At 74.2% G+C, this 15,643-nt stretch carries 14 protein-coding genes; 7 read left to right on the top strand and 7 right to left on the bottom strand.

The features are described from left to right. The first annotated feature begins 16 nt into the window (after nucleotides 1-16). From AC27LF_RS17795 to AC27LF_RS17775, 5 genes are all read left to right on the top strand, one after another. Nucleotides 17-2,056 carry a hydantoinase/oxoprolinase family protein gene (locus AC27LF_RS17795; protein ID WP_479659501.1) on the top strand — a complete coding sequence of 680 codons (2,040 nt, stop codon included), beginning with the start codon at nucleotides 17-19 and terminating at the stop codon, nucleotides 2,054-2,056. Continuing rightward, complete coding sequence (locus tag AC27LF_RS17790) at nucleotides 2,053-3,765, top strand: hydantoinase B/oxoprolinase family protein (RefSeq protein WP_479659500.1); 1,713 nt, start codon at nucleotides 2,053-2,055, stop codon at nucleotides 3,763-3,765. Before AC27LF_RS17795 ends, AC27LF_RS17790 begins: the two co-directional genes overlap by 4 nt. Continuing rightward, the gene (locus AC27LF_RS17785; protein WP_479659499.1) at nucleotides 3,762-4,958 is read left to right on the top strand and encodes a metal-dependent hydrolase family protein; all 1,197 of its coding nucleotides are present in this window, start codon (nucleotides 3,762-3,764) and stop codon (nucleotides 4,956-4,958) included. Before AC27LF_RS17790 ends, AC27LF_RS17785 begins: the two co-directional genes overlap by 4 nt. Beyond that, the gene (locus AC27LF_RS17780; protein ID WP_479659498.1) at nucleotides 4,955-5,851 is read left to right on the top strand and encodes an LLM class flavin-dependent oxidoreductase; all 897 of its coding nucleotides are present in this window, start codon (nucleotides 4,955-4,957) and stop codon (nucleotides 5,849-5,851) included. Before AC27LF_RS17785 ends, AC27LF_RS17780 begins: the two co-directional genes overlap by 4 nt. 122 nt (nucleotides 5,852-5,973) lie before the next feature. After that, a complete protein-coding gene (locus AC27LF_RS17775; protein ID WP_479659497.1) occupies nucleotides 5,974-6,651 on the top strand; it encodes a GntR family transcriptional regulator in 678 nt (225 codons plus the stop codon). A gap of 128 nt (nucleotides 6,652-6,779) precedes the next feature. Here the strand turns inward: AC27LF_RS17775 and AC27LF_RS17770 are convergent, their stop codons facing one another. Then, nucleotides 6,780-7,067: a hypothetical protein gene (locus AC27LF_RS17770; RefSeq protein ID WP_479659496.1), complete on the bottom strand. Its 288-nt coding sequence runs from the start codon at nucleotides 7,065-7,067 to the stop codon at nucleotides 6,780-6,782. Nucleotides 7,068-7,454: 387 nt separating this feature from the next. On the opposite strand from AC27LF_RS17770, the gene AC27LF_RS17765 reads away from it, so the two are divergent. Continuing rightward, on the top strand, nucleotides 7,455-8,483 hold the full coding sequence (locus AC27LF_RS17765) for a hypothetical protein (protein ID WP_479659495.1): 1,029 nt from the start codon (nucleotides 7,455-7,457) through the stop codon (nucleotides 8,481-8,483). 100 nt (nucleotides 8,484-8,583) lie between these two features. On the opposite strand, the gene AC27LF_RS17760 is transcribed toward AC27LF_RS17765, so the two are convergent. Beyond that, a complete protein-coding gene (locus AC27LF_RS17760; protein WP_479659494.1) occupies nucleotides 8,584-8,742 on the bottom strand; it encodes an LxmA leader domain family RiPP in 159 nt (52 codons plus the stop codon). A gap of 300 nt (nucleotides 8,743-9,042) precedes the next feature. On the opposite strand from AC27LF_RS17760, the gene AC27LF_RS17755 reads away from it, so the two are divergent. Next, complete coding sequence (locus AC27LF_RS17755; RefSeq protein WP_479659493.1) at nucleotides 9,043-10,263, top strand: helix-turn-helix domain-containing protein; 1,221 nt, start codon at nucleotides 9,043-9,045, stop codon at nucleotides 10,261-10,263. Between the two features lie 344 nt (nucleotides 10,264-10,607). Here AC27LF_RS17755 and AC27LF_RS17750 read toward each other — a convergent pair whose 3' ends face one another. The 5 genes from AC27LF_RS17750 to lxmK form a co-directional block, all read right to left on the bottom strand. Next, on the bottom strand, nucleotides 10,608-11,528 hold the full coding sequence (locus tag AC27LF_RS17750; protein WP_479659492.1) for a hypothetical protein: 921 nt from the start codon (nucleotides 11,526-11,528) through the stop codon (nucleotides 10,608-10,610). Between the two features lie 205 nt (nucleotides 11,529-11,733). Then, entirely contained in the window at nucleotides 11,734-12,480 is a 747-nt protein-coding gene (locus tag AC27LF_RS17745) for a flavoprotein (protein WP_479659491.1), read from the bottom strand. After that, nucleotides 12,473-13,474, bottom strand: a complete 1,002-nt coding sequence (locus AC27LF_RS17740; protein ID WP_479662975.1) for an LLM class flavin-dependent oxidoreductase — start codon at nucleotides 13,472-13,474, stop codon at nucleotides 12,473-12,475. The genes AC27LF_RS17745 and AC27LF_RS17740 overlap by 8 nt, the downstream gene beginning before the upstream one ends. Before the next feature lie 3 nt (nucleotides 13,475-13,477). Then, nucleotides 13,478-14,470 carry a T3SS effector HopA1 family protein gene (locus AC27LF_RS17735; RefSeq protein WP_479659489.1) on the bottom strand — a complete coding sequence of 331 codons (993 nt, stop codon included), beginning with the start codon at nucleotides 14,468-14,470 and terminating at the stop codon, nucleotides 13,478-13,480. Beyond that, nucleotides 14,467-15,597: a class V lanthionine synthetase subunit LxmK gene (gene lxmK / locus AC27LF_RS17730; protein ID WP_479659488.1), complete on the bottom strand. Its 1,131-nt coding sequence runs from the start codon at nucleotides 15,595-15,597 to the stop codon at nucleotides 14,467-14,469. Before lxmK ends, AC27LF_RS17735 begins: the two co-directional genes overlap by 4 nt. Nucleotides 15,598-15,643: the final 46 nt, after the last annotated feature.

The raw sequence follows: 15,643 nt of genomic DNA, 5'->3' as shown, positions 1-15,643 counted from the left end.
CGCAGAAAGGTTCGACATGGCTGAAGTACGCGTCGCCATCGATGTCGGCGGCACCTTCACCGATGTGGTGAAACTCGTCCCGCACACCGGGGAGCTGCGGTTCGAGAAGGTGGCCACCACCCCCGCCGAACCCACCAAGGGGGTGCTGGCGGCCTTCGCCGCCGCCGAGGCCCAGCTGAGCGAGGTGACCACCTTCAACCATGGCTCCACCCTCGGCCTCAACTCGCTGCTGACGCGCACCGGAGCCAAGGTGGCGGTGGTGGCCACCGCGGGCTTCCGCGATGTGTATCTGCTCGGACGCACCGACCGGCGGCCGATGTACGCGCTCACCTACCGCAAGCCGGAGGCCCTGCTGAGGCGGCGGGACACCTTCGAAGTGGTCGAGCGTTCGCTGTTCGACGGCAGCGTCGCGACACCGTTCGACGAGGCCGGCGCGCGCTCGGTCGCCGCCGAGATCGCCGCCGGCGGCTATCAGGCGGTCGCGGTCGCCTTCCTGCACTCGTACGCGAACCCCGCCCACGAACTCGCCATGCGCGAGGTGCTGCACGAGATCGCACCCGGCGTCGAAGTGACGCTCTCGCACGAACTGTCCGGCGAGTACCGGGAGTACGAGCGCACCTCGACGGCCGTACTGGACGCGTACATCAAACCGATCATGCGGACCTATCTCGAAGCCCTGACCAGGCGGCTGGACGAGGGCGGCTTCACCGGCCGGTTCCTCATGTCGCGCTCCGGCGGCGGCGCGATGACCGCGACCGCGGCGACCCGGCAGCCGGTCAACCTGATCCTGTCCGGTCCGGCCGGCGGTGTCGTGGGCGCCGCCTCCCTGGCCGAGGCGATCGGCATCCCCAACCTGATCACCATCGACATGGGCGGCACCAGCCTGGACGCCTCGCTGGTGCTCGACGGCGAGCCGGTGCTGCACCAGGGCGCCGAGTTCGAGGGCCTGCCCATCAACACCACGTCCCTGAACATCCACACCATCGGCGCGGGCGGTGGCTCGATCGCCTGGCTGGACGCGGCCGGCGCGCTCCAGGTCGGCCCGCAGAGCGCCGGGGCCATGCCGGGACCCGCCGCGTACGGGCGCGGCGGCACCCAGCCCACCTTCACCGACGCCGCCCTGATCCTCGGCTACATGGGCGCCGACGTGCCGCTCGGCGGTTCGCTGGTGCTCGACCACGACCTCGCGGCCAAGTCGTTGCAGCCGATCGCCGACCGGCTCGGCATGAGCCTGCACACGGTGGCCCGCGGCATCGTGCGGATCTCGACCACCAAGATCGTCGGCGCGGTCCGGGCGATCACCGTCGAACTCGGCCGCGATCCGAAGGACTTCGCGCTGCTCTCGTTCGGCGGTGGCGGCGGCCTGGTCGCCGTGGACGTGGCCCGTGAACTCGGCATCCCGACCGTCATCGTGCCGCCGGGACAGGGCGCGTTCTCCGCGCTGGGCATGCTCATGGCCGACGTACAGCACGACTACGCGCGCACCGACGTGCTGCCCCTGGCCGCCACCCCGGACGCGTACTTCGAAGAGGCGTTCACCGCGATGGAGGCCGAGGCCGGCACCGCCCTCGGCGAAGAGGGCTTCGCCCCCGACCAGCGCGCCCTGCACCGCTCCGTCGACCTGCGCTACGCCGGACAGGAACACGCGGCGACCGTGCCCTACCCGGACGAGAACGTCGCCGACGGCCTCGCGCAGAGCTTCCGCGCGCTCCACGAACGGCTCTACGGCCATGTCATGGACGACCCGGTCGAGATCGTGACGCTGCGGCTGCGCGCCGTCGGCCTGGTCGACAAACCCGCCTGGCCCCTGCATCCCGAGCGCACCGAGGGCGAGCCGCCGGAGCTGGGCCGGCGCCAGGTGTTCGCCCACTCCGACACAGGTGTGCCCTACCGCCTGGTCACCCGGGAGCCGCTGCTGGTCGGCGATGTGATCGAGGGCCCCGCCGTGGTCGCCGAGCACACCGCCACCACCGTGTTGCACGCCGGCGACCGGCTGCGCGTGGCCGAACACGGCGAACTCGTCATCAGCGTCAAGGCCGAGGAGAAGGACCAGTGACCGACGCGATCACCCTTGAGGTCATTCGGCACGCGCTGCTCGCCACCGCCGAGGAGATGGCCCGCAACCTGTGCCGCACGGCGTACAACACCGTCGTCTACGAGATCCACGACTACGGCATCGGAGTGCACGACGCCAACGGCGACGTGGTCGCCGACGCCCCCGGCATCGCGATCTTCACACGCGGCAACGACCATGGCATCCACCGGGCGATCGAGCACCTCGGCGCCGAGAACATGGCCCCCGGCGATGTGTTCCTGCTGAACTACCCCTACTGGTCGTCGGCGCACACCCTGGACACCCTCGTGTTCGCGCCCATCCACGCCGACGAGCAGCTGATCGGCTTCGCCTCGTGCCGTATCCACGTGCTCGACCTGAAGCAGAAGAACCCCGGGTATGTGCTCGACTCGACCGACATGTATCAGGAGGGCATGTTCTTCCCCGGCTCGCGCCTCTACCGCGCCGGCACGCCCAACCAGGAGATCTTCGACATCATCCGGTTCAACTCGCGGATGCCCGAGCGGACCATCGGAGATCTGCAGGCCCAGGTGTCGGCCTGTGTGACGGGTGTGCGGCGCACCCAGGAACTGGCCGCCAAGCACGGCGCCGACGTCCTGGTCTCCGCGATGCGGTCGATCAACGACCACGGGGAGCGGCTGGCCCGGCTGGCCCTCGCCCACCTGCCACGCGGCACCTGGAGCGCCACCGACATCGTCGACTCCGACGGCGTCGACACCGACCGCGAGATTCTGCTCAAGGCCACGGTCACCATCACCGAGGACGAGTTCGTCGTCGACTGGACCGGAAGCGAACGCGACGTACGCGGCCCCATCAATCTGCCGGTGGGCCAGACGATCGCGCTCTCCAGCCTGGTGTTCAAGGCACTGACCACGCCGGACACCCCGGTGGTGGCCGGCAACTTCGCACCGCTGCGGGTGGTCACCGACCCCGGCAGCGTCATGCACGCCGTGCCGCCGATGCCCACGTTCACCCTGTGGACCGGCCTGCTCGCCGGCGAAGTCATCCTGAAGGCGCTGGCGCAGGGCATGCCGGAGCGCATTCCGGCCTGCTCCGGCGGCGACGTCTCCTCCATGATGGGCCTCGGCACCAACCCGCGAACGGGCCGGGACTGGCTCGAAGCGACCAACGAGGCCGTCGGGTTCGGCGGCCACGCCGGCGGCGACGGAGAAGACGGCATCATGCACCTGTCCGAGCCGGGGTGCCGCAACAACCCGGTCGAGGTGCTGGAACAGAAGTCGCCCATGTTCATCGAGCACTACGGGTATGTGCCCGACACGGCGGGCCCGGGCAGGCATCGCGGCGGCGTCGGCGTCCAGCGCGTCTACCGGTTCACCGCGCCCTCCACCGGTATCGCTCTGGTCTACCGCACCAAGTCGGCACCCTGGCCGATCGCCGGCGGCGACCCCGCGACCCCCGCCCGCATCGTGCTCAACCCGGGCACCGACCGGGAGGTCGTCACCCGCGGCAGCTACAACTCGCTCGCCGCGGGGGACGTGCTCGCCAACATCACCGGCGGCGGGGGCGGCTACGGACCGGCCTTCGAACGCGAGCCCGCGAAGGTGCTGGAGGACGTGATCGACGGCCTCGTGTCCGTCGAGGCGGCCCGGTCCGCCTACGGGGTCGTGATCACCGAGCATCCGTGGGCCGTCGACGAGCCGGCCACGGCACGGCTGCGGGCGGCCCGATGACCGCCGTGGACCTCCTCATCACCGACGCGTTGCTGCACGAGGGCGAGCCCGTCGAAGCCGATGTCGTCGTGCACGACGGGCGGATCGTGGCCGTCGGCCCCGGCGCGGGCCACGGCCACACGGCCGCACGGACACTCGCCGCCGCCGGAGCGTCGCTCCTGCCGGGCCTCATCGACGCGCACTTCCACGCCTACGCGACCAGCCTCGACGCCTGGCGGCTGGAGCACGCGCCCCTCAGCTTCGTGGCGCTGGCCGGCGCCCGCAGGCTGCGCCGGGCGCTGCGCCGCGGGTTCACCACGGTCCGTGACGTCGCCGGTGGCGACGCGGGCCTGGACCAGGCGATCACCGCGGGACTGATCGAGTCCCCCCGGTACCTGTGGACCGGCCCGGCCATGAGCCAGACCGGCGGCCACGGCGACCCGCGCGCCGCCGACACCGACATCTGCTTCCACTCCGGGCCCATGAACCAGGTCGTCGACGGAGTGGACGCCCTGCGGGTCGCCGCGCGCGACCGGTTCCGCCGCGGCGCGCACGCCCTGAAGATCATGACCTCCGGCGGTGTGGTGTCGCCCACCGACCCGATCCGGGTGCCCCAGTACTCGGCCGAGGAGATCCAGGCGGTCACCGAAGAGGCCCGACGCCGCGGCAGCTACGTCGCCGCCCACGCCTACTCACCCGAGGCGATCCGGCACTCCGTGGCCAACGGGGTGCGCTCCATCGAGCACGGCAACCTGCTGGACGAGGACACGGCCGCCGCGATGGCCGCGGCGCGGGCCTTTTTGGTACCGACCCTCGTGGCCTACGACGCGATGGCCCGGCGCTGGCAGGAAGTGGCCCTCAGCCCCGTGCAGCGCGCCAAGAACGCCGAGGTGCTGGACTTTGGCCTCAGGGCGGTGCAACGGGCCCAGGCGGCCGGGGTACGCGTCGGATTCGGCACCGACCTGATGGCAGACCTGGAAGACGACCAGCTGCGCGGCCTTGAACTGCAGGCCGAGGCCATCGGCTGGCAGGCGGCCCTGCGCTCGGCGACCCGGGTCAACGCGGACCTCGTGGGCCGGCCCGACCTGGGCCGTATCGAGGTGGGCGCGACCGCCGACCTGCTCCTGCTGGACGGCCGGCTCACCGACGACGAGACGCTGCTGTGGAACGGGACGAGGAAGCGCACCGTCGTTCAGGGGGGTGTGCCCACGTGACGGTTCCCGCCCTGTCCTGCCTGATCCTGCCGGACCAGGCGCCGGCGGAGTTCATCGCCCGGGTCCGCGACGCGGAGCAGGCGGGCGCCCGCACGGTCTGGACGTACGATCACCTGTCCTGGCGCGACCTGGCCGACGGCCCCTGGTTCGGCACGGTGCCCCTGCTCGCGGCGGCGGCCTCGGCGACGTCCGCCGTGCGGCTCGGCGCGCAGGTGGCGACGCCCAACTTCCGTCATCCGGTGCCGTTCGCCAAGGAGGTCATGACCCTCGACCATGTCGCCGCGGGACGGCTGGAACTGGGCATAGGAGCGGGCGCGGAGGACGCGGACGCACGCGTGCTCGGCCGGCCGCCGGCGTCCCGCAAGGAGCGCGCCGACCGGTTCGAGGAGTGGGCGACACTGCTCGCCACCCTGCTGGAGCAGGACCGCACGCAGTTCCGTGGCTCCTTCTACAGCGCCGAGGACGCGCGCATGATCCCGGGCTGTGTGCAACGACCCCGGGTGCCGCTGACCGTCGCCGCGACGGGCCCGCGGAGCATGCGGCTGGCGGCACGCCTGGGCGCGGCCTGGGTGACGTACGGGCCGTACCGCCAGTCCCCGGCGCCGCGGGAGTGGCTGGCGGCGATCGCGGAGCAGAGCACGCGTCTGGACACGGCGATCAGCGAGGTGGCACCCGGCAGGCGGATCCGGCGCATCGCGCAAGTGGCGCTCGACGAGGCCCGCCCGTTCGAGGACGCCGACACCTATCGGCGATTCGCCGAGGACGTGGCGGCGGCGGGATTCGACGAACTCACCGTGCACTGGCCCCGCGCCGACGGCCGCGGCGTGCCGGCCGCCGCCCTCGACATGGTGGTCGCCACCCACACCGGATCCCCGCCGGGTCACGCAGCGTGACGCGTCGGACGCGCCGCCTGGCGGAAACGGACAGGCCCCGGCGGAGGGAGGCACGCCATCGGTAAGATGTGCCATTGCACTGGGGGACAGAGCTCGGTCGTTGATTGGTGATGGGGATATTCATGGTGACCGCGGACAGTGACTCTCTGGCTCCGCTCGCGCCCGCCAGCAGCCTGCGTGAGCGGGTCGAGGAGGCGATCGCCGCCGCCATCGTCTCGGGTCAGATGCCTGCCGGGGAGGTGTTCTCCGCCCCGACCCTGGCCGCTCGCTTCGGTGTCTCGGCCACACCCGTCCGAGAGGCGATGCTCAACCTGGCCAAGCGCGGCATGGTCGACATCGTCCGCAACAAGGGCTTCCGCGTCACCGCGGTGAGCGAGGACGAACTGCGCTCGATCGTCGACGTACGCCAGCTGCTGGAGGCGCCGGCGGTCAGGCGACTCGCGGGAGGACTCGCCGAGGCCGACCTGACCCGCCTGCGCTCCCTGGCCGAGGAGATCGTGCGGGGCGCCCGCGATGCCGACCTGACCCACTACCTCCAGGCCGACACGGCCTTCCACCTCACGCTGTTGAAGCTGGCCGGCAATCCGAGGCTGCACGACATCGTCGCCGACCTGCGTGCCCGGACCCGCCTGACGGGCCTGGCGAATCTGGTGGCGACGGAGGAACTCCAGGCGTCGGCTCGTGAACACCTGGACCTGCTGAACCTCCTGGAGGCGGGGGAGGCCGAGGAATGCGAGCGGCTGATGGTCCGTCATATCGGCCATGTCCTGGGCTGGTGGGCCGGCCACCAGGAGGCGTGACACCCCGCCGTCCGACCCCCGGCCGCCCGACCCCCGGCCGTCCGACGCGCCGCCGCGGCGCCGGCCGGACCGGCCCGCGGCGCCGTCCCTCGCCGCGGCGGTGGCGCTTGAACGCCACGCGGCTCATGTCAGGTGAACAGGGCCATCAGGACCTGCCCGAGGAACAGGGCCCCGGCGCAGAACGCGAGGAAGCCGAGGGCGAGTTGCCCCCAGCCGCGCGCGCCGTCGAAGCTCACCACACAGCCGATCAGACCCGCCGCGCCCACCGACGCCCCCAGCCAGAAGCGCGGTCCGCCGTCGGTGTGCGACAGCAGGCCGATCGCGACGGCCATGAGAGCGAGCGCGAAGAGCTGTCGCGGCCGGGGGCCGCGGGCACGGCGGCCGGCTCCCGTGGTGGCCGGGGTGGAAGCGGGCACGTAGAACCTCCGGAAGTGTAGGGCGCGGGTGCGGGGCCGGGTCGCGGGAGCCCGGCGATCTGGTGGACGCCACCCCGCGGGCCGCGGTTCCCGACCGGCCGCGCTCGCGGCGGCGCGGACGCTTTCCGCGCCGGTCCGGATCGTGGCTCTCGGCCGCAAGTGCGGTGTTCCGCAGGCAAGTTGTGTACGCCATCGACCGGATCGGCACATGACGCGCACCTGTTCTGATATAAATCTTCGGCGTCACGTCATTCATCTCAGCTGATGTGCGCCCCTGTGGGCGGCAGCGGGAAAGGTGAGGACAGGTATGGCCGAATCACCCCACGACGGCCCCCGGAACGCGGTGGCGGGACGGCGGCGCACGCACAGACGGGGAGGATCCGCGCAGTGGACCTCGCAGAGCTGACGGCATGCCCCTCGCCGCGGGACGCGCAGGCGCGGTGGGCGATGCTGGCCGTGGCGGCGGGTGCCACCGGTGCCGCTCCGCTTCCCGGCCGGCCCGCCGCCGGAACGGGCAAGGCCCGCGGGCCCGCCGCCGCGCTCATCCGCGAAGCGCGCGCGGCGCAGGCGCGGGGCGGCCACGCGCGGGCCGGCGTCCTGCTCGCCGAGGCGATCGAACGCACCCGGCACCGCGACGCCGGACGTGACCGGGCGCTGGCGGTGACGATGCTCGGTGTGTCGCTGTGGCACGGACCGGAGCCGGCCGCCGTCGCGGTCGAGCGCATCCTGGGCCTGCTCGACCGGCACGGGGCCGAACTGCCGGAGGTCGTCGCGGCGCTCAACGGCCCGCTCGCGGTGCTGTGGGCGATGCGGGAGCGCCGGGCCGAGGCGCGGGCCTGCCTCGCGGTCGTGCGGCGCGCCGCCGCCCGGCCGGCGCCGCCCGGCGCCGCCGCGGTCGCCGCGCTGTTCGCCGCCTGGGCCGCTGAGGCTCCGGGACCGGCGTCGCGCGCCCCCGAGTCGGGATGTGCGGGGCCCGGGCCGTTTGCCGGTGGGCTCGGGCCGGTGTGGGCGCGCAGCGCCGCCCGGCTGCTCCTGGACGCGAACCGCCCCGAGCAAGCGGCGCTGCGCCTGTGCGCAGTGAAGGGCGGCGGCGACCCGGCATCGGCCGCGGCGGCACCCGCGCTCGCCGACCTGAACGGCCTGCGGGCCAGGATCGCCGCGGCGCGGGGCCGCACCGAGCAGGCGGCTGCCCTGGCGGACCGTGCGGTCGCCGCCGCCACCGGCACCGACTCCCGTACCGCCCTGGCCGTCGCCCTGCTCGACCGGGCCGAGGTGGCCAGGCGCGGCGGTCGCCTGGCCGAGGCCCGCTACGCGGCGGCCATGGCCGGACACAGTTTCGCTCTCAAGGGACACCTGACGGGCGCGGGCCGGGCGGTCGCCCTGCATGCGAGCCTCACACCCCCGCAGCGCGCATAGGCCCGCACGCCCCGCCTCGGCGTAGGGGCGGCATGCAGGAGGGGCGGGGAGCCGTTCGGCTCCCCGCCCCTGTGTCTGTCTACGCCGTCCGCGGGTGAGGTCAGCAGGCGTGCTCGGCCGTCACCGTGAGGGAGACCCCGGTGATGAAGCTGATGCAGAGCGGGCTGGACTCCTGCGCGGGGGCGGCGACGATCTGCGCGGCAAGCTCCTCCGCGTCGGTGTACTGGGCGTAGCCGTTCATGAGGTCCTGAGCGGACATGAGGTCTCCTTGTCGGATCGTGTCATCGGTGCTGCGCTCCACGCTCAACTCCACTGGTGTGGGGCGCGGTTCAGTTCTACCATCCGATGACACGCGCCTGTCAAGGATGATGACAAGTCTGTCATGGCGGCGAGGTCGGGTGGCGCGGAGGCGCGGCGCCGCGCCTCCGGGGCCGTGCGTCCCGGCGAGGGCGCTTCCGGCCCTGGGCCGGCACGCGCGGTCACGGGCGCCCGGGTGTGTGTCAAAATGCGTGACACCTCGTGGGTGCGGCTTGCAGGAGGGGTGGATCCGCCGTTGAACATGTTGAGCCAGCCGGCTTTCGGACGCCTGCTGCGCAGGCTCCGGATCGAACGGGGCCTGTCGCAGGCGGACCTGGCAGGACCGGGCGTGTCCGCCAGCTATGTCTCCCGGCTGGAGTCGGGGGACCGCCCGCCGACCGAGGCGGCGGCCGCTCATCTCGCGCAGCGCCTCGGCGTCGACGTGCGGGCGTTCGCCGGTGCCCCGGGCGGCGACCGGGCCGTGTCGCTGCTGGCCTCGGGAATGGCCGCGCTGGACGACGGCAACGCCGCCGACGCCGTGCGGGACCTGGCGGAGGCCGCCCGCGCGACGCCGGACGACGCGCCGGACACGGCCTGGCAGGCCCTGTGGCACCTCGCCAAGGCGCACGCCCTGCTCGGTGACCGGGAGGAGCAGCGCCGCGTCCTGCTGCGGCTCCGGCCGCTGCTCACCGAGCAGGGCATGACCGTCCTCGAAGCCCATGCGCTGGCCGCCACGGCCGCGTGCGACCGGGCTCTCGGCGACGTCGACAGCGCCATCCTGCGCGCCAGGGAGGCGGTGGCGCTCGCCGGCGGCGAGGGCGCCGCGGGCAGCCTCGAAGCGCTGCTGGTGCTGGCCTCGGCCGAGGTGGAGGCCGGCCGGCTCAGCGAGGCCGCCGAACACGCCGACCTGCTCCTTGCGCGGACCGCCGGCGCGTCCGGCGGGCAGCGCACCCGCATCCTGTGGACGGCCTCCACCGTACGGGCGCGGCGGGGCGCCGAACAGGAGAGCCTGGCCCTGCTGGAGGAGGCGGTGGCGGGCGCCGACGCCCAGCGGGACCTGCTCGCCTGGGCACGGCTGCGGCTCGCCGCGGTCGCTCAGCACCTGCGCGTGCACGGCCGGCTGGCGCCGGACGCCGTCGCCTGGTTCGACGAGGCGCGGTCCGCCCTGCGGATGATCGGCCTGCCGCAGCATCTGACGGAGGTACGCGCGCTGAAAGCCCGCATCGCCTTCAGCGAAGGGGACCACGCCACCGCCGCCGCACTTGCCCGCGGCGTGGTCGAGGAGCCCGGAGCGCTGAGCTTCCACGACCGGATCCGCGCGGAGATCCTGCTGTACCAGGCGGAGGCGGCCACCGGCTCCTTCGAGAGCGCGGTACGGGAACTACGGCGGCTCGCGGACGAGGTGACCCGCTCCGGCAACCTTGACCTCGCCGCCGAAGCCTGGAAGGCCCTCGCCGAGGGCGCGGTGGTACACGGCACCTGAACGGGGGCGCGGTGGTGCGCGGCGCCTTGCACGGGGCGTGCCTCCTCGCCGCCCCTGCCTGGTGCCCCGGCGGCGCAGAGCCCGTGCGTTGCCCGTGCCGCAGGCCGCTGACGCCGCAGCCGTCCGCCGCCGTTCCGTCGCGCACGCGCCGCGGCGCGGCCGGGCGGTCACGGTGGTGGCGTGCCGCGGACCTGCCGCGGCTCGCGCGGCTGCCCGGTCCGGTGCGGCGCCGGTCCTGACATCGGCGCCGCACCGCCGCACATGCGTCGCCGCGCACGCCGGCGCGGAACCGCCGCGGCGCGGGCCCGGCTTGCGGGGGCGCCCCGTGAGGCAGGGCGTCGGTGTCAGGGTGGGTCCGCGATCGGTGTGTCGTCCTCGGCGGCGTCCACCGACTCGGCGGCCAGGTCGAGATAGGCGAGGAGTTCCGCGTGCCACTGGACGTACGCCGCGAAATCGTGCGCGTGCGTGAGCATCCGCAGGGCGGTGGCCCGCCGCACGGCCCGGTGGGACGGACGCCGGCCGTAGCCGCCCGTCACGGCCGCGGCCAGAGCCGGATAGTCCGCCGCCGGGGCGCCGCCGATGCCCCGCTCCCGTGCCCGTGCCAGCTCCGTCAGTTCCGCCAGGAGCCAGGCCATGTCGAACTCCCAGCTGCCAAGGGTCAGTTCCTCTCCGGTGAGCAGGGCGGGACGGCCCAGGTCCGAGGGCATGACCAGGGCGCCGAGGGCCGGGCCGCCATGCAGCAGGACCCGTGCTCCCGGTCCGTCCGCCGCCCCGTCACCCCAGGCGCGGACGAGGTCCAGCCGGCGCGGCCCGAGCCGCGCGAGGGCAGCCTCGTACAGCCGCGCCGACGCCCCGGGGCCGTCGCCGGAGCGCAGCCACCGGACGAGCCGGGCCGGCCCCGGCGGCACGGTCCCGGCCCCCGCCGGTGCCGGCGCGGCGTGGATCAGCCGCAGCACGGCACCGACGCCGTGGAAGGCGTCCCGGACCGCCGCGCGGCCGCGTTCCGCGGGGTCGCGGAGCAGCCGTGCCACCGAGTACGCACCGGGAACGCGATAACGCAGCCCCTGCGCTTCGCCGGGTTCGGCCAGGGCCAGCCGCACGGGAGCACCCCGGGACAGCGCGGACAGCGACGCGGCGGTGGCGGCGTCGGGGCGCGGCAGGACGGCACCGTGCGCGGGCCCCTGCCGCCGCAGCCACACGTAACCACCGTCCGGCCGGGACAGGACCGTCGTGCGGACCCGGGCGGTGCCGAGCACACGGATCACGCGTTCACCCGCCGCAGCCGCAGCCGCAGCCGCAGCCGCAGCCGCAGCCGCAGCAGCAGCCGCCGTAGCCGTCGGCGCGCCGCCGTTTTCTTGTTCCGGCGGCACCGCGACGGCGTGCCCTGCGGTGGGGGAGTCGGCGTCCTCGCCGCCGTCGCCGTCCCCGCCGTCCACCGGCGGACCGTGCGCCCCGCGCCGTGTCCCCGCGTCAGCCCTGTCCAGGCCGTCCATCGGCTGCTCCTTGCGCGTGATGACGTTCGATCAGGGCGAGGAGGGCGGGCAGCGGCGCCGCGGCCCAGCCGTCGTTCCTGCCGGTCGAGGCGCTGCGCCCCGGGTGCGGCGGGGCGATCAGCACGTTGTCGTACCGGCCCAGTTCCTCGACGTGGCGGCGGTAGGCAGGACCGCGCTCGGCGCCGGGCGGCAGGCCAGGGGCGATCCCGATGGTCGCCCGGGTGCACTGCAGGGCCATCAGCACCGGTGTGTCCGCCGATCCCTGCGCGAACCTGGCGAGGAAGTGCAGACCGGCCGGGTGCACGGCCACCGCGTCGGGCCACTCGGCGAGTTCGACGTGGTCGATGCTCCGCGACGACGAGTCGGCGCCGTCCGGCCACGCGTCGAGCAGCACCTCGTCACCCGCCAGGCTGCGCAGGGCGGCCCTGCTGACGAACCGCTCGGCGCTGCGGGTGACGACCACCCGCACCTGGGTGCCAGGACAGGCGATGCGCAGCCAGTTCAGCCAGAACGGCAGGAAGGCGACGCTCAGCGCCCCGGTGCCGAACAGCAGCAGCCGCCGGGCTGTGAAGGGCGGCGCGGCCCGCCCGGGTGCGGGCCCCTGGTCCGGTTCCGGCCCGTGCTCCTGGCCCGGTTCCGGCCCGTACGCCTGATCCGGTTCCGGCCCGTGCCCGGCCGGGGACTCGGCGGCGGGCGCGCTTCGCGTAGCGGCGGTGTCAGCCATGAAGTTCCTCCATCGCGGTGAACACGTCCTCCACATCGGCGAGCGCTTCCTGCATGCCGTGGGCGAAGAGGACTCCGCCGGTGTTGAGCACGACCTCGTCGACGCCGGCCGCGGTGTACCGGGACAGTTCCCGTGCGATGTGCGCCGCGGTGCCGAACACGAACACCCCGGCCTGCACCAACTGCTTCGCCCTGACCAGCCGTTCGTCGGACGCGCGCAGCGGCACGCCCGCCCGGCGCAGCATGTCGACGTAGTGGCCGGCCCGCAGATGACCGGAGAGCACCGCGTCCGCCAGCCGCGCCGGATCCCGGCCGGGACGGTCCACGGCGACGTGCACCACGGTGGCCACCCGCGGCGGGCACCGGATACCGGCGCCCTCGGCCAGCGCCGGGACCAGCACGTCCCGCACATAGTCGGCCGGGGTGAGCCAGGTGATCGCCACGTCGGCCGCGGCGGCGGCCGTCCGGGCCATCGCGGGCCGCAGCACACCAGCCCCGACCTCGACGGCCGGGTGCGGGCCCGTGGCCGGCAGGGCGGCGCGCAGCCGCTGGTAGCGCCCCTCCAGATCCGCCTCGCCGCCGTCCAGGAGCGCGCGGACGGCGGTGAGGTACTCGCCCGCGGCGGTGCGCGGGCTGCCGTACGGCTCGCCGTGCAGGGAGGCGACGAAGGCGGGTGTCGCGGTGCCGTACCCCGCCACCACCGGACGCCCGGTGATCAGGGCCAGCGAGCGGGCCTGCAACGCGGCGTCGTACGGCGTGCGCAGGGGCATCAGCGCGACGCCCGTGCCGACGGGGACGCGCACTCCGCGGCCGGCGAGGTGGGCGAAGAGCTGGTGGGCGTCGCAGCGCAGTGACTGCCCCATCCACAGGCGCCGGCCGCGGCGGCGCGCGACGAGTTCGGCGAAGGGCAGGACGTCGTCGGGGGTGTCCGGCTGGAGCGGGACCATCACGGCGGGGGCGGCACGAGGGGGCAGCGCCACGGTTCCGGTTCCCATCGTTCAGCGTGAGGGTGCCGTCGCCTGCCGCGCGGGGGCGGCGTGCGGCAGCACCCCGCGCGGGGAGTCGACGTTGCGGGCCGGGTCGGCGGGATCGATCCCCGCCTCAAGGAACGCCTCGTGCACCGCGTCGAAGGCGGTGTACGCGTCCGGCTTCTCGTTGTGCAGGAGCAGACCGTGCGCGAGCGCGGCGGCCCTGTGCTCGCCGAAGCTGACCTTGCCCATGCCCGGCCGGCGGTCCTCGGGTTCCCAGGCCGCGCCCACCCCGGGCGCCAGTTCGCGCACGAACGCCGACGTCGAACTGCCCACACCGGGCAGGGCGATGACGCTTTCCACGATCCGCTCGGCGGCGTACCAGCCCTCCGCGCCCAGATAGACGACCAGGCCGTCCTGGCGCGGATAGGCCGCACGCGCCGAGCAGATCTTGGCCCGGTAGGGGATCGGTTCGTCCTCCAGCGCGGTGAGCGCGGCCCGCCAGACGGCCGGCGCGGCCTCGGGGTCCGTCACATGCACATAGACCCGGAGCAGGCCGGTGGAGTGCAGACGGCGTTCCCGTGAACCGTCGCACAGGAAGAACCCCGGGGACAGCGCTGCCCGCGCGGCGTCCAGACGGACACGCGCCGACCTGCCGTCCCCGCCCACCGCCTCCACGCGCTCGGCGGGCAGCGTCACCCGGACGCCGTCGAGCAGCACCGTGGCCGTCGACGCCTCCACCGGGGCCAGCAGCGGAGCGACGCGCGTGGTGTGGCGGTGCGGCATGACCTCAAGCAGCCGCTGCTCGAACTCGGGGTCGCGCAGGGACCGCCTGGGCAGTTCCGGCTCTCCGGCGCGCCCCACGTGGTGGCACCGGTAGAACTCCTCCGCGAGCTGGGAGCGCAGGGCGTGCCGGGTGTCGCCGTTCAGGGTCCGCCGTCCTACGAGCGCGCTGCGGCCGTCGGGCGCGAGCCGCGTCTCGCGCAGCAGCTGAACGATCCGTGGTGCCAGGGCGGTTGTCATGCGAGGCGCCCTCCCCATCCGAGTACGGTGACGAACGCCTGCGGTGTGAGGAGCGCGGTACGGCCGATGCCCGCGGCGGCGCGCTCGGCGGCCGTCAGCCGGGACCGCATGAGTGCCGACGCCAGCAGGCGGTCGAGCAGATGCCATCCGGCGAACGCGGTCGCCCGCTCCAACAGGGCCGGATCGGCGGCCGCTTCGGGACGCAGCGCGGTGTAACCCGACCAGAAGGCGGCCACGAGCGGGGCCACGCGGTCCAGTTCGGCGACTCCGGCCCGCACCACCTGGTCGTGCGACGCCTCGGCGGCCGACCCGGGGTGGAGCCCGGAGGGTACCTTCAGGACCGCGCGGTAGAGCCAGTCACCGGCGTACGCGCCGAGGTCGCGGGCCGGGTCACCGAGGCCGAACTCCTCCCAGTCCGTGAGCATCAGCCCGCCGTCGGAGCCGATCAGGAACTGGTCGAGGCGCACATCGCCGTGGACCGGCGTGGTGCGCACGCCTTCCTGCCCGTCGCGCAGCGCACGCAGCGCGCCGTGCAGCGCGTCGTCCTGCTGGAGCAGCCGCCATGCCTCCAGTGTTCCGGCGCTCGCCGCGCCGAACACGGCCCACGGCAGCGCCTCGAACCAGCTCTGCGCCGGGAGGGACGGCGGCGAGACCTCCAACGCGCCGTCCGCGGGCAGGGCGTGCAGGGCGGCCAGGGTGCGGCCGGCCCGCCGGGACAGCGCCTCGTCGAAGGCGTCCTCACCGGCCAGCTCGCTGCCGGCGCCTGCCCCTTCCAGCAGTTCGAAGACGAGAAGGCGGGCGTTCTCGTCCGAGCCGAGCAGGCGCGGGGTGCGGATCGGGTGCACCGCCGCCGCGGCGGTCCGCTCGAAGGCCAGGACCCGGCGGAAACGGCGCAGGGACTCGGCAGGTGCGCCGCCGATGCGCTTGACGAAGACCGCCTGGCCGCTCTCGGTGTGTCCCGCCCAGTTGTCGTTGCGGCCGGGGTGGGCGGCGAGCCCCGCACCGAGAAGGCGGCCCAGGCCGAGGCGCAGCAGCAGCCGGTCCACCGCGGGAGTACCGGACGGGTCGGTCGGCAAGAACCTCCGGCGCGGACCGACGTCCGGCCGCGCAGCGATGTCAACATTCATGACGTAAGAGCGTGAGGCTTGTCGGGCGGTCAGTCAAGTGACATGA

It is taken from the genome of Streptomyces diversicolor (genome assembly GCF_057537855.1).
The sequence above is the reverse complement of the archived record's forward strand: the minus strand, read 5'-3'. Positions and strand labels throughout refer to the sequence as shown.

Coding starts and splice junctions, on each gene's coding strand:
- AC27LF_RS17795 (WP_479659501.1), top strand. CDS start 17: ATGGCTGAAGTACGCGTCGCCATCGATGTCGGCGGCACCTTCACCGAT.
- AC27LF_RS17785 (WP_479659499.1), top strand. CDS start 3,762: ATGACCGCCGTGGACCTCCTCATCACCGACGCGTTGCTGCACGAGGGC.
- AC27LF_RS17775 (WP_479659497.1), top strand. CDS start 5,974: ATGGTGACCGCGGACAGTGACTCTCTGGCTCCGCTCGCGCCCGCCAGC.
- AC27LF_RS17760 (WP_479659494.1), bottom strand. CDS start 8,742: ATGTCCGCTCAGGACCTCATGAACGGCTACGCCCAGTACACCGACGCG.
- AC27LF_RS17755 (WP_479659493.1), top strand. CDS start 9,043: ATGTTGAGCCAGCCGGCTTTCGGACGCCTGCTGCGCAGGCTCCGGATC.
- AC27LF_RS17745 (WP_479659491.1), bottom strand. CDS start 12,480: ATGGCTGACACCGCCGCTACGCGAAGCGCGCCCGCCGCCGAGTCCCCG.
- AC27LF_RS17740 (WP_479662975.1), bottom strand. CDS start 13,474: ATGGGAACCGGAACCGTGGCGCTGCCCCCTCGTGCCGCCCCCGCCGTG.
- AC27LF_RS17735 (WP_479659489.1), bottom strand. CDS start 14,470: ATGACAACCGCCCTGGCACCACGGATCGTTCAGCTGCTGCGCGAGACG.
- lxmK (WP_479659488.1), bottom strand. CDS start 15,597: ATGAATGTTGACATCGCTGCGCGGCCGGACGTCGGTCCGCGCCGGAGG.